The organism is Micromonospora sp. WMMD714 (assembly GCF_029581315.1).
Taxonomy (GTDB): Bacteria; Actinomycetota; Actinomycetes; order Mycobacteriales; family Micromonosporaceae; genus Micromonospora; species Micromonospora rifamycinica.
This window is the reverse complement of sequence record NZ_CP120744.1, coordinates 2321515-2346488: the sequence shown is the minus strand read 5'-3', so window position 1 is coordinate 2346488 and position 24974 is coordinate 2321515. Positions and strand designations below refer to the sequence as shown.

Annotated in this window: 24 protein-coding genes; 9 read left to right on the top strand and 15 right to left on the bottom strand. The window is 73.1% G+C overall.

Annotated features, from left to right (window positions below; genetic code table 11):
• Positions 1–82: 82 nt before the first annotated feature.
• Both O7625_RS10590 and O7625_RS10585 read left to right on the top strand, forming a co-directional pair.
• Positions 83–871 (top strand): AfsR/SARP family transcriptional regulator, encoded by a 789-nt coding sequence (locus O7625_RS10590; RefSeq protein WP_348773997.1) that lies wholly within the window; start codon positions 83–85, stop codon positions 869–871.
• Between the two features lie 93 nt (positions 872–964).
• Positions 965–1696: a response regulator transcription factor gene (locus O7625_RS10585; RefSeq protein ID WP_231932372.1), complete on the top strand. Its 732-nt coding sequence runs from the start codon at positions 965–967 to the stop codon at positions 1694–1696.
• A gap of 133 nt (positions 1697–1829) precedes the next feature.
• Here O7625_RS10585 and O7625_RS10580 read toward each other — a convergent pair whose 3' ends face one another.
• Positions 1830–3323 (bottom strand): MFS transporter, encoded by a 1494-nt coding sequence (locus O7625_RS10580; protein ID WP_282345637.1) that lies wholly within the window; start codon positions 3321–3323, stop codon positions 1830–1832.
• Positions 3324–3555: 232 nt separating this feature from the next.
• On the opposite strand from O7625_RS10580, the gene O7625_RS10575 reads away from it, so the two are divergent.
• From O7625_RS10575 to O7625_RS10565, 3 genes are all read left to right on the top strand, one after another.
• Positions 3556–3915 (top strand): hypothetical protein, encoded by a 360-nt coding sequence (locus O7625_RS10575; protein ID WP_282345636.1) that lies wholly within the window; start codon positions 3556–3558, stop codon positions 3913–3915.
• 137 nt (positions 3916–4052) lie between these two features.
• Positions 4053–4283, top strand: a complete 231-nt coding sequence (locus tag O7625_RS10570) for a hypothetical protein (RefSeq protein WP_067314343.1) — start codon at positions 4053–4055, stop codon at positions 4281–4283.
• A gap of 174 nt (positions 4284–4457) precedes the next feature.
• Entirely contained in the window at positions 4458–5486 is a 1029-nt protein-coding gene (locus tag O7625_RS10565; protein WP_067314341.1) for a ketoacyl-ACP synthase III family protein, read from the top strand.
• Between the two features lie 107 nt (positions 5487–5593).
• On the opposite strand, the gene O7625_RS10560 is transcribed toward O7625_RS10565, so the two are convergent.
• From O7625_RS10560 to O7625_RS10500, 13 genes are all read right to left on the bottom strand, one after another.
• The gene (locus O7625_RS10560; protein WP_282345633.1) at positions 5594–6832 is read right to left on the bottom strand and encodes a hypothetical protein; all 1239 of its coding nucleotides are present in this window, start codon (positions 6830–6832) and stop codon (positions 5594–5596) included.
• Positions 6819–7352, bottom strand: coding sequence for a SigE family RNA polymerase sigma factor (locus tag O7625_RS10555; RefSeq protein WP_067314353.1), 534 nt, complete (start codon positions 7350–7352; stop codon positions 6819–6821). Before O7625_RS10555 ends, O7625_RS10560 begins: the two co-directional genes overlap by 14 nt.
• A gap of 83 nt (positions 7353–7435) precedes the next feature.
• A complete protein-coding gene (locus O7625_RS10550; protein ID WP_282345632.1) occupies positions 7436–8170 on the bottom strand; it encodes a dipeptide/oligopeptide/nickel ABC transporter ATP-binding protein in 735 nt (244 codons plus the stop codon).
• Positions 8167–9174 (bottom strand): ABC transporter ATP-binding protein, encoded by a 1008-nt coding sequence (locus tag O7625_RS10545; protein WP_282345631.1) that lies wholly within the window; start codon positions 9172–9174, stop codon positions 8167–8169. Before O7625_RS10545 ends, O7625_RS10550 begins: the two co-directional genes overlap by 4 nt.
• Entirely contained in the window at positions 9171–10070 is a 900-nt protein-coding gene (locus tag O7625_RS10540; RefSeq protein ID WP_282345630.1) for an ABC transporter permease, read from the bottom strand. The genes O7625_RS10545 and O7625_RS10540 overlap by 4 nt, the downstream gene beginning before the upstream one ends.
• Positions 10063–11070, bottom strand: a complete 1008-nt coding sequence (locus O7625_RS10535) for an ABC transporter permease (RefSeq protein WP_282345629.1) — start codon at positions 11068–11070, stop codon at positions 10063–10065. Before O7625_RS10535 ends, O7625_RS10540 begins: the two co-directional genes overlap by 8 nt.
• On the bottom strand, positions 11067–12662 hold the full coding sequence (locus tag O7625_RS10530; protein WP_282345628.1) for an ABC transporter substrate-binding protein: 1596 nt from the start codon (positions 12660–12662) through the stop codon (positions 11067–11069). The genes O7625_RS10535 and O7625_RS10530 overlap by 4 nt, the downstream gene beginning before the upstream one ends.
• Before the next feature lie 97 nt (positions 12663–12759).
• Complete coding sequence (locus O7625_RS10525) at positions 12760–13020, bottom strand: superoxide dismutase (RefSeq protein ID WP_282345627.1); 261 nt, start codon at positions 13018–13020, stop codon at positions 12760–12762.
• Between the two features lie 4 nt (positions 13021–13024).
• Entirely contained in the window at positions 13025–13639 is a 615-nt protein-coding gene (locus O7625_RS10520; protein ID WP_282345625.1) for a superoxide dismutase, read from the bottom strand.
• Positions 13640–13852: 213 nt separating this feature from the next.
• Positions 13853–15187, bottom strand: a complete 1335-nt coding sequence (locus O7625_RS10515; protein ID WP_282345624.1) for a cellulose binding domain-containing protein — start codon at positions 15185–15187, stop codon at positions 13853–13855.
• Between the two features lie 575 nt (positions 15188–15762).
• Entirely contained in the window at positions 15763–17016 is a 1254-nt protein-coding gene (locus O7625_RS10510) for an ABC transporter permease (protein ID WP_282345622.1), read from the bottom strand.
• Complete coding sequence (locus O7625_RS10505; RefSeq protein ID WP_282346890.1) at positions 17013–17669, bottom strand: ABC transporter ATP-binding protein; 657 nt, start codon at positions 17667–17669, stop codon at positions 17013–17015. The genes O7625_RS10510 and O7625_RS10505 overlap by 4 nt, the downstream gene beginning before the upstream one ends.
• Before the next feature lie 26 nt (positions 17670–17695).
• Positions 17696–19012: a hypothetical protein gene (locus tag O7625_RS10500; RefSeq protein ID WP_282345620.1), complete on the bottom strand. Its 1317-nt coding sequence runs from the start codon at positions 19010–19012 to the stop codon at positions 17696–17698.
• Between the two features lie 88 nt (positions 19013–19100).
• On the opposite strand from O7625_RS10500, the gene O7625_RS10495 reads away from it, so the two are divergent.
• The 3 genes from O7625_RS10495 to O7625_RS10485 are packed head-to-tail and all read left to right on the top strand — an operon-like array spanning position 19101 to position 21579.
• Positions 19101–19685 (top strand): hypothetical protein, encoded by a 585-nt coding sequence (locus tag O7625_RS10495; RefSeq protein WP_282345619.1) that lies wholly within the window; start codon positions 19101–19103, stop codon positions 19683–19685.
• A 48-nt stretch (positions 19686–19733) separates the two neighbouring features.
• On the top strand, positions 19734–20285 hold the full coding sequence (locus O7625_RS10490) for a hypothetical protein (RefSeq protein ID WP_282345618.1): 552 nt from the start codon (positions 19734–19736) through the stop codon (positions 20283–20285).
• 46 nt (positions 20286–20331) lie between these two features.
• Entirely contained in the window at positions 20332–21579 is a 1248-nt protein-coding gene (locus O7625_RS10485; RefSeq protein WP_282345617.1) for a PP2C family protein-serine/threonine phosphatase, read from the top strand.
• A 6-nt stretch (positions 21580–21585) separates the two neighbouring features.
• On the opposite strand, the gene O7625_RS10480 is transcribed toward O7625_RS10485, so the two are convergent.
• Positions 21586–21933, bottom strand: coding sequence for an STAS domain-containing protein (locus O7625_RS10480; RefSeq protein ID WP_282345616.1), 348 nt, complete (start codon positions 21931–21933; stop codon positions 21586–21588).
• A 426-nt stretch (positions 21934–22359) separates the two neighbouring features.
• Between O7625_RS10480 and O7625_RS10475 the strand changes: the two genes are divergently transcribed.
• Positions 22360–24909 carry a hypothetical protein gene (locus tag O7625_RS10475; RefSeq protein ID WP_282345615.1) on the top strand — a complete coding sequence of 850 codons (2550 nt, stop codon included), beginning with the start codon at positions 22360–22362 and terminating at the stop codon, positions 24907–24909.
• Positions 24910–24974: the final 65 nt, after the last annotated feature.

The window sequence follows — 24974 nt, the reverse complement described above, 5'->3', positions numbered from 1 at the left end:
TGATTCCGTCACTGGCCCGGGACTCCCGCCCTGGGCAGGCTCTTGCTCGACCGAAGGTGCGTTTGCGCAGATCGGGGGAGCCATGCGAATCGATTTGTTAGGTCCGTTGTCCGCATCTCACAACGGGCGGTCGATCATGCCGACCGCCGCCAAACCGTGCCAGATACTCACATTGCTGGCACTCAACCCGAACCGGTTGATGACGAAGGCGGATCTATTCGAAGAACTGTGGGAGAACAGCCCTCCGCAGAGCGCGACGACAACTATTCACACGTACATTCATCAGCTCCGTCGACTCATCGACAGGGCGGTCGGCGACCAGCCGACGGGATCCCGGGACATCCTGGTGACCCACCGCAGCGGCTACTCGCTGAGCCACGCGGTCACCGACGCCCAGGAGTTCCGCCGCCTCTGCGCGGCGGGCACCCGGGCGTCCGAGGCGGGCGACCACCGGCTGACCAGCCAACTGCTGGGCTCGGCCCTGGGCCTGTGGCGCGGGCCGATGCTGCCGGACATCCCCCTCGGTCCGCTGCTCGGCCTGGAGGTGATGGCGCTCCAGGACGCCCGGGAGGCGGCGCTCAGCCGGCGGATCGCCGCCGACCTGCGCCTGGGGCGGCATCACGAGATCATCGGTGAGCTGCGTACGCTCTCCAACCGGCACCCGATCAACGAGCAGTTCGCCGCGCACTACATGGTCTCGCTGTACGAGTCCGGCCGGATCACCGGCGCGCTGCAGGAGTTCCAGCGCATCCGCAAGCTGCTCATCGACGAGCTGGGCGTCGAGCCGGCCCCCCGGCTGCGCCGCCTCCAGGAGGTCATGCTCAGCGGTGGCCAGCCGCTGCGCGACCCGGTCCTGACGGCCATGGCCTGACCCTTCGGTCGATCTTCTGTCATCTGATCGACCCGCCAGGGCCACCGACGGGCGATCCGGGCGTAGTGTACTGACACCAATAGATATCAGAACGTGTGCGAGCGGGCCGGGCCGGGTGCCAGGCCCGTCTTCGCATCGCCTTCGTTCCGCTCATCGACGAGGCTGTTCGGTCCCGCCAGGGTCGATGACAGAAAGGGTGCGATGTTGTCATCGTCGCGGTTGAAGATATTGCTGGCCGAGGACGTCCACATGATTCGGGGCGCGCTCGTCGCCCTCCTGGAGTTGCAGCCGGATTTCCAGGTCGTCGTCGAATTGTCGCGCGGCGACAAGATCCTGTCGGCGGCGCTCACCCACCTTCCGCAGGTGGCCATCATCGACGTGAACCTGCCGGGCCTGGACGGGTTGAGCGCGGCCCGGCAGCTGCACCACCGGGTGCCGACCTGCCGCACCCTCATCCTGACCGGCATCGGACGGCCCGGCATGCTGGAACGCAGCATCGAGGCCGGGGTGACCGGCTTCATCCTCAAGGGATCACCGCCGACCAGCCTGGCGGCGGCCGTCCGCGAGGTGGCGGCGGGACGCCGGGTGGTCGACTCGCAGATCGCCCTCGCGGCGCTGAACGAACGCGACTTCAGCCCGCTGTCACCCCGCGAGGCGGAGATCCTCACCCAGACCGCGCACGGCCACTCGGCCGGCGAGATCGCCTCGATGCTGCACCTGTCGATCGGCACGATCCGCAACAACCTCACGTCGATCACGTCGAAACTCAGCGCCCGCACCCGGGTCGACGCGGTACGCATCGCCCGCGACGCCGGCTGGATCTGAGCCGCGGCGACGCGGTGGGCCACGATCGGCGGCCCGACCATCAGCCGGGCGACCAGCGGCGGCCCGACGATCAGCCGGGCGACGAGCGGCGGCCCGACCATCGGCCGGGCCGCCGTCCGTCGCCTGCCGTCGGTCAGCTGGCGACCTTGACCGAACGGCTACCGGTGTCCGCGCCCGGCGCGGCGTCCGCCGCCGCCCGCGGCGGCAGCCCACGGAAGCCGATGATGCCGGTGAGCAGGCTCAGCCCGACCCAGACGAAGAGGGTCGCGATGCCCGCCTGGAGCGCGTCGTTGAGCGCCTCCGGGCCGACCCGGCCGTCCGCTGCGTACTCGGTGATGCGGTTCTGGAGCACGGTGGCCGCGACCGCCAGGCCGAGCGCGCCGCCGACCTGGGTGGAGACGTTGAGCACGGCCGAGGTGGTGCCGGCGTCCTCCTCCGTCGCCTCGGAGGTGCCGACCGTCGGGGTCGGGATGAGGCAGAGCACCAGGCCGACCCCGAGCAGCGTGGTGATCGGGAACAGCACCGACCAGTACGACCCGTCGACCGGCGTCCGCAGCAGCAGGACCAGCATGCCGGCCAGCAGGACGGCACCGATGACGTACGGCACCCGGGCACCGATCTTCGGGATCGCCTTGGACAGCGGACCCGCGACGATCATCATGGCGAGCGTGGTCGGCAGGTAGGCCAGCCCGGTCTCCATCGGCGTGTAGCCCAGGACGCTCTGCATGTAGATCGGCAGCAGCATGAAGCACGGGATCATGATGCCGGCGGTGAACAGCTCGCCGAGGCTCCCGGCGACCACCCCGCGCAGGCGGAACAGCCGCAGCGGCAGCAGCGGCGCCTCGGCCCGCATCTCGATCATCACGAACGCCGGCAGCATCACCGCCGCGACCAGGAACGACACCACGGTGCGCGCACCGGTCCACCCGTGGTCGTTGACGCTCACGATGGCGAAGACCAGCGCGCCGAGGCCGAGCGTGCCGGTCAGGCCGCCGAGCACGTCGGCCCTGGGGCGCGGCCCGTTCGGCGCACCGCCGGGGATGAGCGCGAACGCGGCGAACAGCAGCACCACGGCGATCGGCAGGTTGATGTAGAACGCGAGCCGCCAGTTGACGTCGACGATGGCCCCGCCGAGCAGCGTGCCGAGGCCCGCGCCGACCCCGATGACCGCACCCCAGACACCGAACGCCTTGGTCCGCTCGGCGGGATCCCGGAAGGCGACGACCAGGATGGACAGGCAGGCCGGCGAGAGACCGGCCGCGGCGACGCCCTGGATCGCGCGGGCGGCCATGATCTGCGTGTCGGTGTTCGCCATCGCGGCCAGCAGCGAACCGGCCGCGAAGAGCACCAGCCCGCCGATGAACATCCGGCGGCGTCCGATGACGTCGTTGAGCCGGCCGCCGAGCAGCAACAGGCCGCCGAACAGCACGATGTAGTTGTTGAAGACCCATTGCAGGCCGGTGGCGGAGAGCCCGAGATCCTTCTGCAGTTGCGGGCCCATCACGCTGGCGACCGTGGTGTCGAGCGCGATCATCAGCTGACCGACCGACACCACGGACATGATCAGCCAGCGGCGGCGGTGCAACGCCGACTCCCGCCCGGCCGCGACCTGGACTTGCTCGCTCATGGCGCTTCCTTTCGCCCTGCCCAGACGGATATGTCATGCGGCGGTATCGGAACCGATCATTCAGTGAGCACTGCTCTTTGTCAAGAGCATTGATTTTTTCCCGTGCCACTGATCTAATTCAGGCACCCTGATCTTGCCGAGCACACGGAGGGGCGCCCGGCACAGCGGGTTGACAAATGTCGATCAGAGCCGTGGACGGCCGACCGACCCGACAGCCGCCTAGGAGACCACGTTGCGGATCATCGCCGCCGTCTGTTCCGCCATCCTCGTCATGGAGTTCGTCCTGCACGGGCTGGCCATGTTCATCGGCATGGAGGCCGGCATCGATCCGCTGACCCGGCACTTCGGCTTCCGACCGGAACGCTGGCTGGTCCTGCTCATCGGGATGCTCGACGCCGCCGCCGCGGCGGCGCTGGTCGCCGGGTGGTGGCACCCGTGGGCCGCCGCGACGGGTGCCGCGTACGCCCTGGCCTTCTTCGGCATGATGCTGGTCCTGCGCTTCCACCGGCACCTCGGCGGCATCCTGCCCCCGGACTTCCCCCTGTTCTTCACCCTGGCGGCGGTCGTACTCGTGCTGAGCCTGCTGCGCTGACCCGTCCGGGCCGCCCGAACGATCCGGACCGCCACTCCCCGGGTACGGCACGGACCCCACCGTGCCGTACCCGCCTGGAGCGTCGCTTGGGCGAAGCGCTCCAGCGCCGGTGCAGCGCGCTCAGGCAGCCTCACCGCATGGCACGGCTGTGGTCCACCCTGGGCAGCATGATCCGACGGTTCGTCGGCGGGATCGCCCGCGGACTGGTCAGCGTGGGCGAAGCGGCCTCCCCGGTACCCCTGACGGTGCGCGCGGTCCCCCGGGCACGGTCGGCCCGACCACAGCCCTGCCTGCTGCGGTACGGCTCACTGGCGTCGCCTCCCCGCCGGGCGGCCCGCCGGCCGCCCGGCCGTGGCCGGATCCGCTGACCCGCGCACACCCCACTCCCACCACGCCGGACCCGCCGGCCCGCGCACGCCCCACCGCACCTGCGCACGCCCCGCCGTCAGGACGGCCGTCGTCGGCCGACGGCCGCCGCTCAAGGGCCGGTCGAGTCCGGACGGCCATGCTCGGAGCAAATGGTGCGACCACAAGGAGGCGCTGTGCGTTGGGACAACATCTACCTGGCCGGACTCGGGGTGCACCTGCCGGAGGACGTGTACACCGCCGAGCAGGCCGTCGCCGACGGCGTCTACGACGCGACCGCCGCGGTGACCAACGGCATCCGCGCGGTCCGGGTGGCCGGACCCGACGAGTCCGGTCCGGTGATGGCGGCCTCGGCCGGACGGCAGGCGCTGGCACGGTCGGAGCACCGGCCCGAGGACGTCGACGCCGTGCTGCACGCCTACGTGGGGCACCAGGGCCGGGAGTTCTGGAGCCCGGCACACTACGTGCAGCAGGAGACCGTGGGCGCCAACGGCGCGTCGGTCACCATGGAGATCCGCCAGGGCAGCAACGGCCTCCTCGGTGGCATCGAACTCGCCGCCGCGCACCTGACCGCCCGCCCGTCGGCCACCGCCGCGTTGATCACCTCGGGTGACGCCTTCCACCTGCCGTTCATCGACCGGTGGACCAGCGACGACCAGACCGTCTTCGGCGACGGGGCCGCTGCCGCCGTGCTCTCCAAGCGCGGCGGGTTCGCCCGGGTGGTCAGCACGGTCAGCGCCACCGAGCCCAGCCTGGAGCCGCTCTACCGCGGTCCCGAGCCGTGGTCGCGGACGCCGTTCGACGACGGGAAGCCGGTCAACCTGACCGCCCGCAAGGACGACTGGCTGATGAAGAACGAGGACGCCTACGACGACGCCGTGGGGCTGGTCGGCCAGAAGGTCGCCGGGGTGCTCGAACAGCTCCTCGACGAGGCCGGGATGACCCTCAAGGACGCGCAGTGGTTCGTCCACGCGACGCTCATCCGCCCGATCGCCGAGTGGAGCTTCTACAAGACGCTCGACCTCGACCCGGCCACCACCACGTACGAGTGGGGCCTGGACTACGCCCACATGGGAAACTGCGACCAGTTCGCCGGGATCAACCACCTCTACGAGACCGGTCGCCTGAAGTCCGGCGACCGGCTGGTCACCATCGGCGCGGGCATCGGCTTCATGTGGACCGCCGCGGTACTCGAGATCGTCTGAACCGGGGGCCGGACACCACGACAGCGGCACGGCGCAGACGCGCCGTGCCGCTGTCGTCGCTGGCGGGCCGCACCCGCCCCCGGCGGGCTACCGCCGAGCGGTGGTCGTCACGGCCGCAGGGCCTGCGCCGCCGGCGTCCAGGTCGACTCGTCCCGGACGTCGGCGACGGTGATCCCCCGGGCGATCCGCTCCAGTTCGGTCAGCGGCAGCCGGTTGCCGAGGCCCACGCCGCTGACCTGGACGACGACGGTGCCGTCGGCGCTCCAGACGTTGCAGAAGCCGCCACCTGCGGCGTCGCCGCCCGGAACCTGCCGGTCGGGGCCGGGGTGGCACTTCGTCACACCGGGCTCCGGCGACTGGTTGGAGCTGCCGCTCGGCGTGACGAAGATGTGGAACCCGTCCTTGATGCCGCCCTCGACCGCGTCGTACGGCGCGGTCAGCCCCGAGGTAGGCGCGGCCGGCCGGGTGAAGGTCGCGCCGCCGTGGTCACCGGCGCGGGCCGCGGCGATGCCGCTCAGCCCCGGCATCGCGTGCGTGCCGGTCTGCAACGGCCGGTAGCCGTTCGGCAGGTAGCCCACCCGGAACGGCAGCAGGGCCGGCGTCGGCCGGCTGGGCTTCAGCCCGCCGACCAGGCCACCGAGGTCCTGGAAGCTCGGCGTCGCCGGGTCGCTGGAGACCGACGTGACGGCGGCCCAGGCGTCGGGGGCGTACTCCCAGGCGAACAGCTTGTTGCCCGCGGCGATCGGCTTGCCCGGGTCGAGGCCGACCGGCAGGTTCGCCTGCACGGCCCGGTGCCCGGCCACCGTCACCTGCTGGGCGTTGCGGATCCCGGCGGGGTCGAAGACGCCCGGCCGGTAGACGGTCAGGTACGCCCACAGCGTGGGCTTCCCCCCGGCGGCCCGCTTCTTCTGCTCGACGGAATCGCCCCCCGCCTCGATCTCCTCCGCCGTGACCGGCCTGTCGTTCGAGGTGTGCCCGTCGGAGTAGACGGAGGCGATCTGGTAGCCGGTGGACGTGACGATCGGGTTCTGCACGTGCAGCGTGCCGGCGTCGTACCCCCGGAAGGTGAAGCTGAACGGCTCGGCCTGCGGCCACCCGGCCTCGGTGGTCCCGGTCGTCGCGCCGGCCGGGGCCGGCGCGGCCGTGGTGCCGCGCTCGGCGCCCAGGGTCGGCAGGGTGAACGCCCCGGCGACCGCGACCACGACGAGACCGGCCACGCCGGCCGAGGCGAAGCCGGCCCGGCGACGCCGCTCGGCCCGCCGCCCGGCCGCGACGATGTCATCGGCGGTACGGGTCATCGGCGGCTCCTCGGCCGTCACGACGTCCACCACTTCATGCAACTGCATTGACCCACTCCTCCATCGGCTTCCCGGTGAGATTGATGTGTTCGCGGGCGAGCGCCTCGCGCAGCTTCGCCAGCCCGCGGGAGGCCTGGCTCTTGGCCGTGCCCACCGTGCAGTTGAGGACACCCGCGGTGTCCTCCAGGCTCAGACCCAGGTAGTGCCGGAGCACGACGGCGGCCCGCTGCCGTGCCGGCACGGTGTCGAGCGCCGCCCGCAGGCGCATCCGCTCGTCGGTCGCGCCGGCCGGATCCCGCAGCGCGACGTCCGGCATGGCGTCACCGGCCGACCGCTCGCGTCGCCAGGGCCGGCGGGTCTCGTCGATCGCGGCCCGGTAGACCATGGTCTTGACATAGAGATCGGGCCGCTCCAGCCGCCGCCAGCGGGGGTAGAGCTTGACCAGCGCATTGGCCACGGCGTCCTCCGCCGCGTGCCAGTCACCGCAGGTCACGTACGCCAGCTTGCGCAGCGACGGCATCTGCGCCGTCACGAACTCGCGGAATGCCTGCTCGTCTTCGGCTTTCACGTCGACTGCCTCCTCGTGCCGGAGGTAGAACGGAGCCACCGGCCCGACGAGTTGCACGGCCCGGAAAAGTAGTTATCTGATCACTATGAGCGACGACTCGGTGTGGCCGGCGGCCCCGGAAGATCCACCACCCGGGTCGCCCAGCGGGCCAGCAGCGCCGGGTCGTGGGTGATCAGCAGCACGCCGGCGGAGTGCCGGCGTTGGTAGTCGGTGACGACGGCGGCGACGTGGGCCTGGGTGGAGGCGTCGAGCATGGCGGTGGCCTCGTCGCAGAGCAGGTGGTCGGGCCGGTGGGCGAGGGCACGGGCCAGGCAGGCGCGTTGCAGTTGCCCGTCGCTGACCGCGTGCGGACGCCGGGCCAGCAGGTCCGGGGTGAGCCCCACGAGGTCGGCCAGCTCGGCCGTCCGGGCGGTCGCCTGCGCGGTCGGGGTGCCGACGGCGCGCAGCGGTGCGGCGATGAGGTCGGCCAGGCTCAACCGGGGGTCGCTGGCGGCCCGGGGGCTCTGGAACAGGATCGCCACGCGGGTCCGCACGGCGGCCGGCACCCGGTACCGGACGCCCCCGACGGGCCGCCCGTCGAGGGTGACCCGACCGCCGTCCGGGGCGTGCAGGAGGGCGAGGACCCGGGCCAGGGTGGACTTCCCACTGCCGGACGGCCCGCGCAGCCCGACCGTCTCGCCGGGGGCGACGTGCAGGTCGACGCGGTCCAGCACCCGGTGCCGGCCGTAGCGGACGGTGACCTGGTGCGCGGCGAGGCCGGGGGACGCGACGCCCCCGGGGCCGGCGGTGCCCGTCGGGTCGTCGACCGTGCTCGTCATGCCGGTGCTCCCGGGGTCAGCGGGTGGTGACAGGCGAGTCGCCCCACGCCGTCGTCGGCGAGCCGGGGCGGGGTGTGGCAGGAGTCGGTGGCCCGGAGGCAGCGCGGGGCGAAGGGGCAGCCGGCGGGCAGGTCGGTGAGCATCGGCGGGTGGCCGGGCACGGGGGTGAAGGCCCGCTCGGGCAGGGCGTCGAGCAGCCCGGCGCTGTACGGGTGGCCGGGCTGCCCGAACAGCGCCGGGGTGGGCCGGTGTTCGACGATGCGGCTGGCGTACATCACGGCCACGGTGTCGGCGACCCGGCGGGCGGCGGCGAGGTCGTGGGTGATGAGCAGCACGGCGGCCCCGGTGTCACAGCGGCGGCGCAGCAGGTCCAGGGTGTGGTCGACCAGCGGCCGGTCGAGGCCGGTGGTGGGTTCGTCGGCGAGCAGCAGCGGCGGGTCGGGGGCCAACGCGAGGGCGGTGGCCAGCCGCTGGGCCATCCCGCCGGACAGTTCGTGGGGGTAGCGGTCGAGGTCGGCCGGGTGCAGGCCGACGTCGGCGGCGACCCGTTCGGCGGCGTCGGCGGCGACCCGGCGGGAGTGACCGTGGGCGCGCAGGGTCTCCTCCAGCAGCCGCCGGCCGGTGCGTACGGGGGTGAGGGCGGTGGCCGGGCTCTGCGGGACGAGACCGACGGCCCGACCCCGTACCTGTCGGGCGAGGTGCCGCTCCCCCACCGTGACCAGGTCGACCGGTTCGCCCGCCGCCGGGCGCAGGTGGGCCTGCCCGGTGACGGTGGCGTTGCGGGGCAGCAGACCGAGCAGGGCGTGCGCGAGGACGGACTTGCCGCAGCCCGACTCGCCGACCACGGCCAGCAGTTCGCCGGGGTGCAGGTCGAGGCTCAGATCGGTGACGGCGTGCACGACGGCACCGGGGAGCCGGAAGCGGACGGTCAGCCCGTCGACCGACAGCAGGGCGGGCCGCCGACCGGTGCCGGCGGGGACGCTGGTGGGGGCGCTCGTGGTCACAGCTGCAGCTCCGCTCGCACCCGGGGGTCGAGGCGGTCCCGCCAGCGGCCGGTGAGCGCGGCCAGGGCGAGGGTCACGGTGACCAGGGCGAGACCGGGCACGATGCTGGCCCACCACGCGCCGGTGAGCAGGGACCGCTGACCGTCGTTGATCATGTTGCCGATGGAGGCGAGGTGCGGCGGCAGGCCCAGGCCGAGGAAGGACAGCGCGGTCTCGTGCCAGACGGCATGCGGCACCATCAGCGTGGTGGCCAGCGCGAGACGCGGGAGCACGTGCGGCAGCAGGTGCCGGGTGAGCACCCGAAAGCGACCCGCGCCGCCGGAGATCGCGGCCTCGACGAACGGGCGGCTCCGCAGGCTGAGCAGTTCGGCGCGGACGATCCGGGCGGTGGACAGCCAGTGCGTCAGCGCGATGGAGGCGACCACCGCGCCGAGGCCGGGGCGCAGCATCGCCACGATGAAGATGCCCAGCAGCAGGTGCGGCAACGCGGCGATGGTGTCGACGACCCGCATCAGCGCCCGGTCGACCCGGCCGCCGACGCTGCCGGCGACCGCGCCGACGAGGCCGCCGATGACGGTGGCGACCAGGGCCGCGACCACCCCGACCAGCAGCGAGACGCGTAGTCCGTAGAGGCTGCGCAGCGCCACGTCGCGGCCGAGGTCGTCGGTGCCGGCCGGGTGCTCGGCGGAGGGGGCGAGCCGGATCCGGCCCAGGTCGACCGCGCTCTGGTCGAGCGGCCAGAGAATCGGAGCGAGCAGGCCGGCGGCGACTGCGCCTACGAGCACCACGACGGCCAGCACCACGCCGGGACGGCCTGCCCGCAGCAGCGCCGACGGCCGGCGCGGCGGCAGCGGCCGGGCCGGTGTGCTGGTCGGTGGTGGGGCGAGGTCAGTCATCGAGGCGTACCCGGGGGTCGGCGGCGGCGTAGCCGAGATCGGTGGCCAGGTTCGCGGCCAGCACCACGACGGTGGTGGCCAGGGTGGTGGCGGCCAGCAGCGGGAAGTCCGCGCCCAGCGCGGCCTGCACGGTGACCGCGCCCAGGCCGGGCAGCGAGAAGACGGTCTCCACCAGCACCGCTCCGCCGACGAGTTCGGGCAGGTGCGTGCCGACCAGGGTGAGGAAGGGCAGCAGCGCGGTCCGCAACGCGTGGCCGAACAGGACGGTACGACCGGGCAGCCCCCGGGCGCGGGCGGCCAGCACGTGGTCGTCGCGCAGGCTCTCGGCGACGGCGTCCCGGACGAACAGCACGAACCACGGGGCCTGCGCGACCGCCAGCACCGTCACCGGGAGCACCAGGTGACGGGCCAGGTCGGCGACGTCGGTGCCGGTGGCGGTGAGGTCGGTCAGCCCGCCGGCCGGCAGCCAGCCGAGGGTGAGGGCGAACAGGGCGATCGCGGCGAGCCCGAGCCAGAACACCGGCATCGACTGCACGGCGTAGGCGGTGGACCGTAGGGCGCGGTCGAACCAGCCGCCCCGCCGGTACGCGGCGAGGGTGCCCAGCAGCACGCTGGCCACCAGGACCAGGGCGAGGGCCAGCCCGACGAGCAGCAGGGTCCAGCCGGCGCGGGCGGCCAGCACCGAGGTCACCGGCTCGTGCCGGCTGGTCGACCAGCCGAGGTCGCCGCGCAGCAGGTTGCCCACCCAGCGGGCGTACTGCACCGGCAGCGGGTCGTCGACGCCCCAGTTGGCGCGCAGCTGCGCGAGGTTCTCCTCGCTGGTGGTGAAGGCCGCGGCGCCCGCGTACTGCCGGGCCGGGTCGATCGGGGAGGCCGCACCGAGCGCGAACATGCCCATGCTGGTCGCGGCGAGCACGGGTACGGCGACCAGCAGCCGGCGGCGGACGGCCACCCCGGCCCCGGCCAGCCGCCGCCGACGGACCGGCGGGGTCGTCGTCACGATGTCTTCGTCCAGGTGTGCACGTTCCACCAGAGGCTGTTGGCGACGTCGTGCTCGTGCGGCTCGACCCGGGGCGTCACCCCCGCCACGGCGTCCCGCACCACGTAGGTGTGTTGCAGGTAGGTGAGGAACACCCACGGCACGTCGGCGGCGAGCTGCCGCTGGAAGGTGGCGTACGCGGCCCGGCGGGCGGCCGGGTCGGCGCTGTCCCGGCCGGCCTGCAACGCCGTGTCGACGGTCGCGGACCGGTAGGAGCCGGGGTTGAAGAAGCCCTGCCCGGCGAAGGCCGAGCCGAACAGCTTGTAGGAGACGAAATCCGGGTCGTACGGCGTGCCGTACCCCATGATCAGCGCGTCGGTGCCCATCCGGGGGGTGATCGCGTCCCAGGTGAGGCCCTGCGGGGTGACCGCGATGCCGATCTTCCGGGCGTCGGCGGTGACCGCGAGGGCCAGCTCCTTGCGCAGGCTGTCGGCGGCCGGGTACATCAGCGTGAACGCCGCCTTCCGCCCGGCTCGGGCCCGGATGCCGTCCGGGCCCGGCGTCCAGCCGGCGGCGTCCAGCAGCGCGGTGGCGGCGGCCGGGTCGGCGGCGGGCCGGCCGGTGACCGACGGTTCGGCGAACTCCGACGAGGGTGGCACCGGCCCGAACGCCGGCTCCCCCGCGCCGCCGAGCACCCCGTCCACCATGGCCTGCCGGTCCACCGCCGCGTGCAGCGCCCGTCGGACCGCGAGGTCGCCGAGGACCGGATTGCCCATCGGGAGCATCACCCCCCGGTAGTCGGCGGTGGGAACGCGCTGCACCCGGTGACCGTCCCGGTCGGCGAACCCGGTGGCCAGCTTCGGCGGCAGTTCGGCCGCGTCGAACTCCCCGGCCCGCATCCGCTGGGCACGGACGTTGTCGTCGGCGACGAACGCCACCACCACACCCGGGTTCGCCGGCCGGCCACCCCAGTACCGGTCGTTCGCCGCCAGCACCAGCCGGTCCCCCGGCGTCCACGACGTCATCCGGTACGGGCCGGTGCCGATCGGCCGGCGGTTGAACTCCGCCCTGTTGACGTCCTGCCCGGCGAACGCCTTCGCCGGGACGACGCCCAGCGCCAGCCGTTGCAGGAACGGCGCGTACGGGTGCTTCAGCGTGAACACCACGGTGGCCGGGTCGGGGGCGGTGACGGAGGCGAGCATGTCGAGGTCGGAGCGGAGCGTCGAGTCGACCTTCGGGTCCAGCACCGCCTGGTAGGTGAAGACCACGTCCTGCGCGGTCAACGGGCTGCCGTCGTGGAACAGCACCCCCTCGCGCAGCTTCGCCGTCACGGTCCGGCCGTCCGCCGACACCTGCGGCAGCTCCCGCGCCAGGGCCGGCACGAGCTGGTTGCGGGCGTCCCGGGCGACCAGCCCGTCGAAGATCAGCGACGCGCCGTCGGGGCCGTAGTTCAGCACCGGGTTGAGGGTGTCCGGCTCGCCCGCGGTGGCCACCACGATCGTGCCGCCGCCGCTCGTACCGGCCGGTGACGGTCCTGCGGACGAGCAGCCGGCGACCACGAGCAACGCGACGCCGATCACCGCCGACACCCGTACGGACCGGGGCTTGACCATGACGTACTCCTGGGGATGGCACGTGTGCGGGGGCCGCCCGGCGTGCGCCGCCGGGGCGGTCGGGTACGCGGGGACGCCTCGCGCGGCGTGGGGTGGATCAGGGGGCGGGCGGCGGGGGTGTGTCGGCCACGAGCAGGGTGAGCTGCCGTACCAGGTCGTCCAGGGACTCGCCGGTGTGCGCGCGGACCAGCCCGAGGGCGAGGTCGGCGAGCAGGTAGAAGCCGAGGGTGCGGGCCGCTTCGGAGTCGAAGGAGGCCAGCAGCGTCTCCGCGCCGGCGAGGTCACCGCGACGGCGTGCGGCGACGACCCCGGCGGCGCGTTGGACGAGGTCCGCGGCGACCGGAACCGGACCGGTCACGCGGTCAGAGCTTCGGCGTGACGGCGCGGGCCGCGTCGAAGCGGGCGGTGACGTCGGCCCAGTCGACCAGGTTCCACAGACGGTCGACGTAGTCCGGGCGGACGTTGCGGTACTGCAGGTAGTAGGCGTGCTCCCAGGCGTCGAAGACCAGCAGCGGCGTCGAGCCCTGCCCCACGTTGCCGTGGTGGTCATAGACCTGCTCGACGATCAACCGCTGACCGAGCGGTTCCCACGCGAGGACGCCCCAGCCGGAGCCCTGCACGCTCTTGGTCGCCGCGGAGAGCTGCCCGGCGAAGCCGTCGAACGAGCCGAAGTGCTCGTCGATCGCCGCCGCCAGCTCCCCGTCGGGGCGGTCTCCGCCGTCCGGGGAGAGGTTGTTCCAGAAGATCGAGTGCAGCACGTGCCCGGACAGGTTGAACGCGAACGTCTTCTCCAGCCCGACCAGCGCCGCGAAGTCGCCCTTGTCCCGGGCCTCGGCGAGCTGTTCCAGGGCATCGTTGCTGCCCTTGACGTACGCCGCATGGTGCTTGCTGTGGTGCAGCTCCAGGATCTCACCGGACATGGCCGGCTCCAGCGCACCGTAGTCGTACGGCATGTCGGGCAGCGAGTAGAGGCCCACCAGCAGCTCCTTGAATCGTGGGTCGACAGCGGGGCGGGCACTCGGGCCAGGTCGGATCATCGCAGGCCCGGGCACCCGCCACTGCTGCCAGCATTGCGCAATTGCCAGTTCTTGGCAATAACACCCGGCACGCCGCACCCGCGATACCGACCGGGCCCGGAACGGACGGCGGGCCCGGAGCCGGCCGGCTCCGGGCCCTGAGGGCGTCCGTGATCAGGAGATGGCGCAGGTGATGTTGCCGGGCGGCGGAGAGCCGTTGCCGGTGGCGGTGAACCCGAACGTGGTCGAGCCGTTGGCCGCCAGCGCGCCGTTGTAGTCGGCGTTGCGGACGGTCACGTTACCGGTGCTGCCGGTGTTGACCCCGTTCCAGACGCTGCTGATCGCCTGGCCGCTGGCCAGGCTCAGGCCCACGGTCCAGCCGGTGCTGGTCCGGCTGCTGGTGTTGGCCACGGTGACCTCACCCTGGAAGCCGCCGGGCCAGCTGTTGACCGCCCGGTAGGTGGCGGTGCAGCCGCCGGGCCCGCTGGTCGGCGGCGGGGTGGTCGGCGGCGGAGTGGTGGGCGGAGGAGTCGTCGGCGGCGGAGTGGTGGGCGGGGGCGTGGTCGGCGGCGGAGTGGTCGGCGGGGCCGTGGTAGGCGGCGTGGTGGACTGGAACTGGCTGAAGAAGCGCCAGATCTCCCCCGACGTCCAGGTCCGGGAGTCGTTGGGGGTGCCCGACCCGTCGACCGGGCTGGGGGTGTGGTCCCCGTCGAACGCGGCCCACTGCACCGGGTAGCCGGAGCGGCAGCCCGAGTAGGTGGTGGTGATGTGGGTGAAGGTGTTCAGGCCCGGTTCGCGCGGGCTCTGCGCGGTGCAACCGTTGTTCCGGACGAACGTGTCCCGCAGCGACCGGCCCATCGAGATGTTCAGCACGCTGTCGTGGGTGCCGTGGATGCCGAAGTAGGGGACCGGCTGGGTGCCGCCGCTGCAGCCGCTCAGCTGGGCGCCGGAGAGCACGGCGACCGCGCGGACCACGGTGGGCCGGGCGCAGGCCACCGCGTAGCTCATCGCTCCGCCGTAGCTCCAGCCCAGCACGAACCGCTGGGTGGTGTCGACGCACAGGTCGTTCTCGACCTGCCGGAGGATGTCGTCGAAGAGGGTCAGGTCCCGACCGTTGGTGTTGGCCCAACCGGCGTCGATCCCCTGGGGGGCGACGAAGATCGTGCTGTTGTTCGACAGCGGCAGCAGGCCGTAGTAGCCGGCCGAGGAGACGTTCTGGGCCGAGCCGTTCAACCAGTGGAAGCCGACCACCAGCCGGTACTGGCGGTTGCGGTCGTAGCCGTCCGGGATCCGCAGGATATAGCTGCGGTTCTGGCCGCTGCTGGAGATGGTGCGCGTCCCGTTGGTCAGGGTGGGGGCCTTGCCGCAGCCCGCGGTCGCCGCGAGGGTGCCGTTCGTCGCGGCCTCCGCCGTCGCGGACAGGCCACCGTTCAGCGCGCCGCCGACGGTCGCCGCGAGGAGGACGGCCGCGGCGGCGATGGTGGGTAGTAGCTGTCTGTGTTTCACCATTGCTTGGCTCCTTGCCAGGGGTCTTCTGTCCCAGTGGTGGTGGTGGCGAGGTCGACCCGGCGGGTGCCGGCTGCCCCGCGGGGGCAGCCGGGTGCGGATGACGGCTCGCACCTCGTCTCCTCGCGGTCGGCGAGTCGACTCGGATAGGCGGACGCGCCCGTTCGGCGCAGGCGGCACGGCGGCTCGGTGGGGCGGCCCGGACTGGTCGTCGACCGGCGGCACGGCGGGAGGGGGTGCCCTCGGATGCCGCTGCCGACTGACTGAGGCGACGGGGAGCGTGCCCTTCGCTCCCGCGGCGAAAGATAGCAGGTTATCGATAACATACTCAACCGGGCGAGCGGCGTCGGTGGCCCGCCGGGGCACCGTTTTCGCAACTCCCGAACCGCCCATCGCCATCCCACGACCGCCCCGACCAGCACCGCAGCCCTCGGAAGCCGACCGCAGCGCGTCGAAACTATCGATTGCGGAACCCGCAACTTTGCGAAATCCGTACCCGGTCGGGACGGAGCGTGACGCCACCCGCCGGGCTCGGCCCGGGGGCCGGACCCGGCGGGTCGCCCGGTGCGGGGCACTCCTCAGACGCTGGCGAGCGCTTCGGTCGGCGGCAGCGCGGCGGCCCGCATCGACGGGTACACGCCGGCCACCACGCCCACCACCACGGCACCGCCCAACCCGGCCAGCGTCGCGGAGAGCGGCACCACCACCGGCCAGTGGTGGTACCCGGCATAGGCGACGGTGCCCGCCAGCCCGAGCAGCGTCCCGGCGACACCGCCCAGCGTCGCCAGGGCCACCGACTCGGTGAGGAACTGGCCCCGGATCTGGCCCCGGTTCGCCCCGAGCGCCCGGCGCAGCCCGATCTCGGACCGCCGTTCAAGCACCGAGATGACCATGGTGTTGGCCACCCCGATCCCGCCCACCAGCAGCGCCACCCCGGCGAGGGCGAGGAAGAGCGCGGAGAAGGCGTTCTCCGTGGCGCGTTTCGCGGCCAGGGCTTCCGAGGGGCGGCTGACCAGCACGTCGGCCGGGCGTTGCGGGCTCACCGTCTCCGGCAGCACCGCCCGGACCTGCTCCACCGCGGGCTCCAGGGAGCGGACGTACAGCACGGTGGGGTGCCCGTCGAAGCCCAGTTCGGCCTGCGCGGCCGGCCAGCCGACCAGCACGGACCGGTCGATCTCCGGCAGCAGGGGTACGGCGGCCAGGATGCCGACGACGGTGAACCACCGGTCACCGATCATCACCTGCTGGCCGGGGCCGTCCCCCGGGGACACGTCGAGCACGCCCAGCCGGGTCGCCGCCACCGAGCCGAGCACCACGGTGGGGAAGCGGGCGGTGGCCGGGGTGAGCCAGCTGCCGTGCTCGACCCGGGCGTTGATGATCGGGAGCAGGTCGAGCTGGCTGGCCAGCACCGTCAGGCCGGAGCCGTCACCCGGGTCGGTACGGTCGGAGCGGCGGATCACAGCGTGCGTGTTGGCTACCGCGCTGACGCTGGTCACCGGGCCGATCCGGCGGACCATGCCGGGCGATTCGGCCGGCAGCAGTGCCGGTGGATCCTGGTCGGGCAGCGCGTTCACCTGGAGCAGGTTCGTGCCGAGCGCGGAGAGCTCCCGCATCAGCTGGGCCTGGCTGGAGGCGGGGATGCCGGTGACCACGATCATGGTGGCGATCCCGATGGCGATGCCGAGGGCGGACAGCGCGGCCCGGGTCCGCCGGGTGCGGATGCCCAGCAACCCCAGGCCGAGCAGGTCGATCACGGCCAGCCGGACCGGCCGGGCGGCGGCGGACGCGGTACGCGGGTGCGACGGCCTACCCGCCTCGGTGGGTCCGGTCATCGGGGCCTCACCACCGGGCCGGAGTCGGCGACCAGGCTGCCGTCGCGCATCTCGATCCGGCGGGGCAGCCGGGCGGCGATGTCCCGGTCGTGGGTGATGACGGCGAGGGTGGTGCCCTCCGCGTGCAGCCGGTACAGCAGCTCCAGGACGGTCTGGCCGGTGCGGGTGTCCAGGGCGCCGGTGGGCTCGTCGGCGAGCAGGAGAGCGGGCTGGTGGACCAGCGCGCGGGCGATCGCCACCCGCTGCCGTTCCCCGCCGGAGAGCTGGTGCGGCAGGTGGGTGACCCGGTGCGCCAGGCCGACCCGGTCGAGCGCCGCGAGGGCCAGCGGCCGACGGTGCCGGCGGGGCACCCCGGCATAGAGCAGACCGGTGGCCACGTTCTCGGCGGCGGTGAGCCCGGCGGTGAGGTGGAACTGCTGGAAGACGAAGCCCAGCCAGCGCCCGCGCAGCGCGGAGAGCTGCCGGTCGGAGAGCCCGGCGACGTCGAGCCCGCCCAGGTGCACCGTGCCGGAGGTCGGCCGGTCCAGGGTGCCCATGATGTTGAGCAGGGTCGACTTGCCGGAGCCGGACGGCCCGACGATGGCCAGCATCTCGCCCTCGGCGATGTCGAGCGAGACGCCCGCCAGCGCGGTGACCCCGCCGGGATAGCTCATGGTGGCGTCGCGTACGGCCAGCACGGTCACGAGGTGGTCACCACCCGCAGGTCCTCGCTGAGGCCGTCCCCGCTGACCTCCACCATCCCCTTGGCGAACATGCCGGTGGTGACGGCGACGAGCCGGCCATCGGTCAGTTGCAGGGCGTAACCACCCTCGCTGAGGGCCACCAGCGCGCCGACCGGTACGGCGAGCACGCCCGACCGCGTCTCACCGGCCAGGTCGACCTGCACGTCGGCGGCGTCGATCCCGGCCAGGTCGTCGTCCACGGTCACCGTCACCGCCCGCTTCGGTGCGGCCCCGCCCGGGCCGGCCGCCTCGCCGTCCTGCTGCACCGTCGTGCTGACGGCGGAGACCGAGCCGTCCACCGTCTCGTCCCCGGGCAGCGTCACCGTCACCTGGTCGCCCCGCTGGATCGTGCCGGCCTCGGTGGCCCCGGCCAGCACGGTGATCACCTTCGCGGTGGGCGTGACGGTCAGCAACGGCGTGGCGGCGTCGTCCCCCCGCAGGGCGGTGACGCTGTCCACCCGTACCGCGCCGGGCAGCACGGCGACGTCACCGACCGCGATCCGGCCGGTCACCGGCAGCTCGGCGTCCCGCTGCCAGCGTTTGACGGCCCGGATCAACGATCCGGTCAGCACGCCGTCCCCCTTGCGGACGACGACCGTGGGCCGGCCCGTCGCCGCCGTGCCGCCCACGGTCGGCGTGGCGTCCGTCGCCGGTCCGCCCGCCCCGGACGCCGGCCTCCCCGACCCCGCCGTCGACTTCCCCGACGGTGCCGTCGACTTCCCCGCCCCCGCCCCCGACGCCGGCTTCTCCGGCGGTGCCGTCGGCTTTCCCGGCGCGGCGGGACGGTGGACCTTCTCCCCCGGAGCGGGCTGGCTGCCGATCTCGTAGCCCAGCGCCTTGAGGTTCGTCGCGACGATCCGCACGTCGCGGCCCACCGTGCCGGGCTCGGCCAGGTCACGGTAGAGCGGCATGCCGCCGTAGAACAGCGGCACCGGTTGGTCGTCGACCCGGTAGAGCTGCCGGCCCCGACTGACCGTCGCCCCGGCCTCCGGCAGCCAGGTGACCGTCCCGCTCCGGCCGCCCTTCACCGGTGCCGCCCGGCCGTAGCCGAGGGTGCCGGTCAGTGACACGGTGGCGGAGAGGTCGGTCCGGACGACGGCCACGGTCTCCACCGCGACCGGCGGACGCGTCGACGATTCCGGCGGGACACGGTGGACGGCCCAGACGACCCCGGCCCCGACGGCCGACACCATCAGGACCAGCACCGCCGGGACGACGACCCGTCGGCCGATGCGGCGTCGGGGGCTCTGCGCTGGTGGCTGTTCTGCTGACACGCCGACAGCGTGGCCGGAGTTCTTCAGGAACCTGTCAGGATTCCGGATCCGCACAGGTTCCTGACATCGCGCCACGAAGCTGACCCGCATGTCGAACTCGCTCGTCACCAGGACCCGTCGCCTCGCCGTGCCCCTGCTCGTGGCCGGCTTCCTGCTCGGGGGCTGCTCCACCGGGGACGGCGACGACCGCTCCGGCGGCCCACCGGCCGACGGTTCCGGGGTCGCCTCGCTGCGCAGCCCGGCCGCCACCACTGGCGCACCGACCCGGTCCGTCGAGGACCAGCGCCCGCTGATCCGCCTCGACGCGACCACCGACGAGATCGAGGCGCTGCGGAAGGTGTGGAGCGAGTGCGTGGCGCGGGAGGGTGGTCCCGGCTACCCCGACGGCCGCAGCGTCATCTGGCGGGAGAGCCAGCACGACCCGAAGGCGAAGCTGGTACGGGCGGCGTGCCGCGCCCAGGAACCGGAGTTCTTCGAGGAACGCCAGAAGCGTACGGACAACGCCACCTTCCGCGACAACCAGCGCCAGTGGTACGAGTGCGCCAAGAAGGCCGGTTACCGGCTCACCACGCCCGACGAGGACGGCGAGTTCGGCATCACGGAGGTCGGCCCGAACGGTGACTTCCAGTCGCCGAAGATGACGGCGTGCCGCCGGGAGGCGTTCAGTCGATAGCACCGGCCGCCGGTGAGTAGGGCCGGACACCCCGGGTATCCCGCGCCCATGGCGCGGTACACGAAACCCGAGCTGCGGGAACAGCTGAAGGAAGAGATCAGGGCGGGCGACCGGGGCGGCCGGCCCGGCCAGTGGTCGGCGCGCAAGTCACAGCTGCTGACCCGGGAGTACCAGCAGCGCGGCGGTGGTTACCAGGGGCCACGGGACGAGCGGCAACAGTCCCTGCGGCGGTGGGGTGAGCAGAAGTGGCGGACCAGGCGGGGCACCACCCGGGCCCGCCACGACGGGGAGACCGACCGTTACCTGCCCGACCGGGCCTGGAACCGGCTCACCCCGCAGCAGCAGCGCGCGACCGACGCCAGGAAGCGCCGGGGGTCGAGATCCGGCCGGCAGTACGTCGCCAACACCGGGCCGGCCAGCCGCGCCCGCCGGGCCGCCGGACCGGCCGGGTCACTCACCGGGCTGCCCGTCGCCGAGGCCGTCCGGCACGTCCGCGACCTGGACACCGCCCAGCTCAGGGCGGCACTGCGCGCCGAGCGCGGCGGCAAGGGGCGCAAGACGCTGATCCGCCGGCTGGAGTCCGCCCTCGCCCGCCGCTGAAACGGCCCGTCCGGCGACCGGCACGCGGGGTGCCTATGCTCGACGGGTGGAGGACAGCGAGCAGGCCGTACTGGCCGAGATGCTGCAGTCGGCCGAGGACGCCGCGCCCGTCGAGGCGGTCGAGGCGGTCACCGGGGCCATCGCCGCGTCGTTGCACGCCCTCGGTGTCTCGCTGCTGGTCGCCGATCTCAGCGGCCGGGCGCTGGTCCGGCTGACCCACCAGCCGACCGCCGACGGCCCCGGCCGCCTCCAGGACGGGGAGTCCGCCGAGGTGCTGCCCTTCGACGGCGGCCCCTACGAGCAGGTGATCCGCCAGCAGGCACCCCGGGTGCTGCCCTTAGCCGGCCGGTGGCGGCTGCTCGCGCCGGTCACCGAACGCGGCGAGTCCATCGGCCTGCTGGAGATCGACCTGCCGGACGAGCCGGACGCCGAGGTGATCGCCCGGGTCGCCCGCACCGCGCACACGCTGGCGTTCGTGGTGATCGCCAACCGTCGGCACACCGACCTGTTCGAGTGGGGACAGCGCAGCACCCCGTTCACCCTCTCCGCCGAGATCCAGCGTCGCCTGCTGCCCGCCTCGTTCACCTGCGAGGCCGGCGCGTTCACCCTCTCCGGCTGGCTCGAACCGGCCGCGAGCGTCGGCGGGGACACCTTCGACTACAGCGTGGACCGGGACCTGCTGCACGTCGGCGTCACCGACGCGATGGGCCACGGGGTCGCCAGCGCGTTGACCGCCACCCTCGGGGTGGGCAGCCTGCGCAACACCCGCCGCCGTGGCCTGGGCCTGGTCGAGCAGGCCGACGAGGCCAACCGCGCCATCGCCGAGCACGCCAACGTCCGGGGCGCGTACGTGACGGCCGTGCTGGGCCGGATCGACCTGCCGACCGGGCGCTGCGAGCTGCTCAACGCCGGGCACGTCCCGCCGATACTGGTCCGCGACGGCCGGATCACGACGCTGGACCTGCCCGGCAACTTTCCGCTGGGCATGTTCCCCGAGGCGGGCTTCCGCAGCGGGGAGGTCCTGCTGCGGCCCGGCGACCGGCTGGTGGTGGTCACCGACGGGATGCGCGAACGCAACGCCGCCGACCTCGACCTGCCCGCCGCCCTGCTCGACATCGCGGGGCTGCACCCCCGGGAGGCGGTCCGGGCGCTGTCCGACGCGGTGCTGTCCATCGCCGGGCCGGTGCTGGCCGACGACGCCACCCTGCTGATCGTCGACTGGTACGACGGCCACGGCCCGCGCCGCAGCACAGCCGGGGCCGACACCAGCCGGGCCAGCGCCCCGCCCCGGTGAGGTGCCCTACGAACCGGGTGCCGCCCGCTCGGCGTCCCGTACCGTGTCGTAGATGCCGATGACCTGGTCGACCGAGGTGATCGACAGCACCGTGCGGACCGACCGGCGGACCCCGGCCAACCCGAGCCAGCCGTTGCGCTCCCGCAGGTCCCGGTAGGCGACCACGAGCGCGCCGAGGCCGCTGGAGTCCATGAACCCGACGCCGGCCAGGTCGACCACCACCACCCGGTTGCCGCCCTCGACCACCTCGCGTAACCGTTCCCGTAACTGTGGTGTGGTGCTCATGTCCAGGTCACCGGCGATCTCCACCACCGTGCCGGCGCCCTGTTGCCGGGTCGACATCGTGAACTCCATGTGAACCCCCTCGATCTGGCGTACCGATACGTCGGGTGACGCAGGATGCCGTACCCACGGTGCCAGATCCCGCCGTGGAGCGCGCGGCGACGGGTGGCGCGGCCGACGCCCGGGGGCGCGGTGCCCGACCCCGGCGGGCGGCGGCCCGACGCGCTGCCGGCAGCGGCCGACGGGTGACGGGCGGCGGCCCGACGGGTGACGGGCGGCGGCCCGACGAGTGGCGTAAGGAACGGGCCGTCGGCTCCTACGACTGTCGTGAGCTGCGCGATCGTCCAACGAAAACTGCGCCGGGCTTGCCGCGCAAACATGCACATAGCTCACATGCGTGTCTTGACCAGCGACTGATCATCGGTACGGTCCATCTCACGTGACGCGATTCTCCCCGATGTGGACGTCGCAACTGGTCCTTCGATCGGAAGGCGATACATGACAAATCCCTCATCCCCCAGGGTCCGTCGGGGTCGACGGTCCCTCGGCCTGATAGCCGCCGGGCTGCTCCTGGTCGGCATGGTCCCCGGCACGGCCTCGGCCGCGGAGCCCGACCCACGCGTCGGCCTCGGCGCGGGCTGGCTCGACGCCCAGTCGGCGATCAGCAACCTGGAGCAGGTGGCGCACCGCGACAAGCCGGCCGGCTTCGTCGACCCGGCGAACCCGGGCAACGGCGGGTACTACAACTCGGACCTCGCCTTCGGTGGCCGGTACGTCTTCCAGGGCAACTACAACGGGTTCACCGTCACCGACGTCGCCGACCCGGCCGACCCGACGCTGGTCACCAGCGTGGTGTGCCCGGGCGGGCAGGGCGACCTCTCCGTCCACGGCAACCTGCTCTTCATGTCGGTCGAGGAGACCCGGGGCCGGGTCGACTGCGGCACCAACCCCAACGTCGGCACCCGGTTCCAGGGCGTCCGGGTCTTCGACATCACCGACGTGCGCAACCCGACGCAGGTGGCGGCGGTGCAGCTCTGCCGCGGCTCGCACACGCACACCGTGGTGACCGACCCCCGGGACGCCGCCAACGTCTACGTCTACGTCTCCGGCACCACCTCGGTGCGCCCGGCGACCACGATGGAGGGTTGCAACAACAACGCCGCCGACGGGGAGAACCCGTCGCGGTGGCGGATCGACGTCATCAAGGTGCCGCTGGCGGCCCCGCAGGACGCCGCCGTGGTGAACCAGCCGCGGCTGTTCCGGGATCCCGCCACCGGTCGGGTCGACGGGCTCCAGAACGGCCCGGTCACCCCCCGCCACCCGTCCGGGTCCACCTGGTCGCCGTCGCCGAACACCAACGCCTGCCACGACATCACCGCGTACCCCGAGATCGGGCTGGCGGCCGGCGCGTGCCAGGGCAACGGCATCCTGATCGACATCTCGGATCCGGCCAACCCGCAGCGGATCGACGAGGTGGCCGACCCGAACTTCGCGTACTGGCACTCGGCGACGTTCAACAACGACGGCACCAAGGTGATCTTCACCGACGAGTGGGGCGGTGGCAGCGGGGCCCGTTGCCGCGACACCGACCTGCCGCAGTGGGGCGCCAACGCCATCTTCGACATCGTCGACCGGAAGCTGACCTTCGCCAGCTACTACAAGCTGCCGGTGCCCCAGTCGCTCCAGGAGAACTGCGTCGCGCACAACGGCTCGCTGATCCCGGTGCCCGGCCGCGACGTCATGGTGCAGGCCTGGTACCAGGGCGGCATCTCGGTGTTCGACTTCACCGACTCGAAGCACCCGCGTGAGATCGCCTACTTCGACCGGGGGCCGGTCAGCCCGACCGCGCTCGTGCTGGGCGGTTTCTGGTCGGCGTACTGGTACAACGGCAACCTCTACGGCAACGAGATCGCCCGTGGCCTCGACGTGTTCGCGCTGACCCCCAGCGCACACCTGTCGGCGGCCGAGATCGAGGCCGCCGCCCAGGTGAAGCTGGCCGGGTTCAACGCCCAGGGCCAGCCCAGGATCACCTGGACGCCGAGTTTCGCGCTCGCCCGCGCGTACCTCGACCAGCTCGTCCGGGCCGGTGCGATCGACCCGGCGCTGAGCACCGAGGTCGACACGGTCCTGCGCCGGGCCGGCGAGTTCGCCGCCGCCGGCAGGCGGTTCGCCGCCGAGGAGCAGCTGCGGACGCTGGCCGACAGGCTGGACACCGCACCGCACCGGACGCTCCGACAGGCCCTGGTGGACCTGGCGGACACCTTCAACCCCCGGGTCGCGGCCACGGTCGGCCCGGCCGAGCCGACCGGTAGCAACGGCTGGTACACCGGTCCCGTCACGCTCACCCTGACCGGCCTGCCCGCCGGCCTCTGGACCGGCCAGTACTCCGTCAACGACGGCGTGACCTGGGTGGACGTGCCGGCCAGCGGGGTCGCGACGATCGACGCCGAGGTCAAGGGCACGGTGCGGTACCGGGCGTTCGACGGTGCCGGCAACACCTCCCGGGAGGGCAGCCGGTGGCTCAAGATCGACCGGACCGCGCCCGACGTGCAGGTCTCCGGGCTGACCGGGGGGACGTCGTACGGTGACTCCGGCACGGTGACGGTGGACTGGACGGTCACCGACGGCGGCGCCGGGCCGGGCATCAACCCGGACAGCGCACTGCTGGACGGCAAGCGGGTGGCCCGGGGGGCGACGGTCGCCCTGTCCAGCCTCCCGCTGGGTGGTCACACCCTGGTGGTGACCGCGAAGGACAAGGCCGGTAACACCACCACCCGGTCCGTCGCGTTCACCACCACGACGTCGTTCGCCGACCTCCAGGCGCTCGTCGACGGTTACCGGGCCGCCGGAATCGTCAGCGCGGGCAACGCCGACAAGCTGACCACCAGCCTCGGCAGGGCCGGCGTGGCGGCCTCCGCAGGCCAGCCGGCGGAGGCGGTCGGGCACCTGACCACCTTCCTCGACCAGGCCCGCGCGCTGAACGCCGTCGGGGCGCGCACCCTGCTGGTCCGTGACGCCCAGGCGCTGATCGACCAGTTCGACAGGTGAGCCGCCCGGCCCGACCGGGCCGCCGGAACCCCTGAACCCGGGGCCTGCCCAGCACCGCTGGGCAG

Excerpts from the sequence above, each read along its gene's own strand:
- O7625_RS10590 (WP_348773997.1), top strand. The coding sequence starts at position 83 with ATGCGAATCGATTTGTTAGGTCCGTTGTCCGCATCTCACAACGGGCGG.
- O7625_RS10580 (WP_282345637.1), bottom strand. The coding sequence starts at position 3,323 with ATGAGCGAGCAAGTCCAGGTCGCGGCCGGGCGGGAGTCGGCGTTGCAC.
- O7625_RS10570 (WP_067314343.1), top strand. The coding sequence starts at position 4,053 with ATGGCACGGCTGTGGTCCACCCTGGGCAGCATGATCCGACGGTTCGTC.
- O7625_RS10560 (WP_282345633.1), bottom strand. The coding sequence starts at position 6,832 with ATGCAGTTGCATGAAGTGGTGGACGTCGTGACGGCCGAGGAGCCGCCG.
- O7625_RS10550 (WP_282345632.1), bottom strand. The coding sequence starts at position 8,170 with ATGACGAGCACGGTCGACGACCCGACGGGCACCGCCGGCCCCGGGGGC.
- O7625_RS10540 (WP_282345630.1), bottom strand. The coding sequence starts at position 10,070 with ATGACTGACCTCGCCCCACCACCGACCAGCACACCGGCCCGGCCGCTG.
- O7625_RS10530 (WP_282345628.1), bottom strand. The coding sequence starts at position 12,662 with ATGGTCAAGCCCCGGTCCGTACGGGTGTCGGCGGTGATCGGCGTCGCG.
- O7625_RS10515 (WP_282345624.1), bottom strand. The coding sequence starts at position 15,187 with ATGGTGAAACACAGACAGCTACTACCCACCATCGCCGCCGCGGCCGTC.
- O7625_RS10510 (WP_282345622.1), bottom strand. The coding sequence starts at position 17,016 with ATGACCGGACCCACCGAGGCGGGTAGGCCGTCGCACCCGCGTACCGCG.
- O7625_RS10505 (WP_282346890.1), bottom strand. The coding sequence starts at position 17,669 with ATGAGCTATCCCGGCGGGGTCACCGCGCTGGCGGGCGTCTCGCTCGAC.
- O7625_RS10495 (WP_282345619.1), top strand. The coding sequence starts at position 19,101 with ATGTCGAACTCGCTCGTCACCAGGACCCGTCGCCTCGCCGTGCCCCTG.
- O7625_RS10490 (WP_282345618.1), top strand. The coding sequence starts at position 19,734 with ATGGCGCGGTACACGAAACCCGAGCTGCGGGAACAGCTGAAGGAAGAG.
- O7625_RS10480 (WP_282345616.1), bottom strand. The coding sequence starts at position 21,933 with ATGGAGTTCACGATGTCGACCCGGCAACAGGGCGCCGGCACGGTGGTG.
- O7625_RS10475 (WP_282345615.1), top strand. The coding sequence starts at position 22,360 with ATGACAAATCCCTCATCCCCCAGGGTCCGTCGGGGTCGACGGTCCCTC.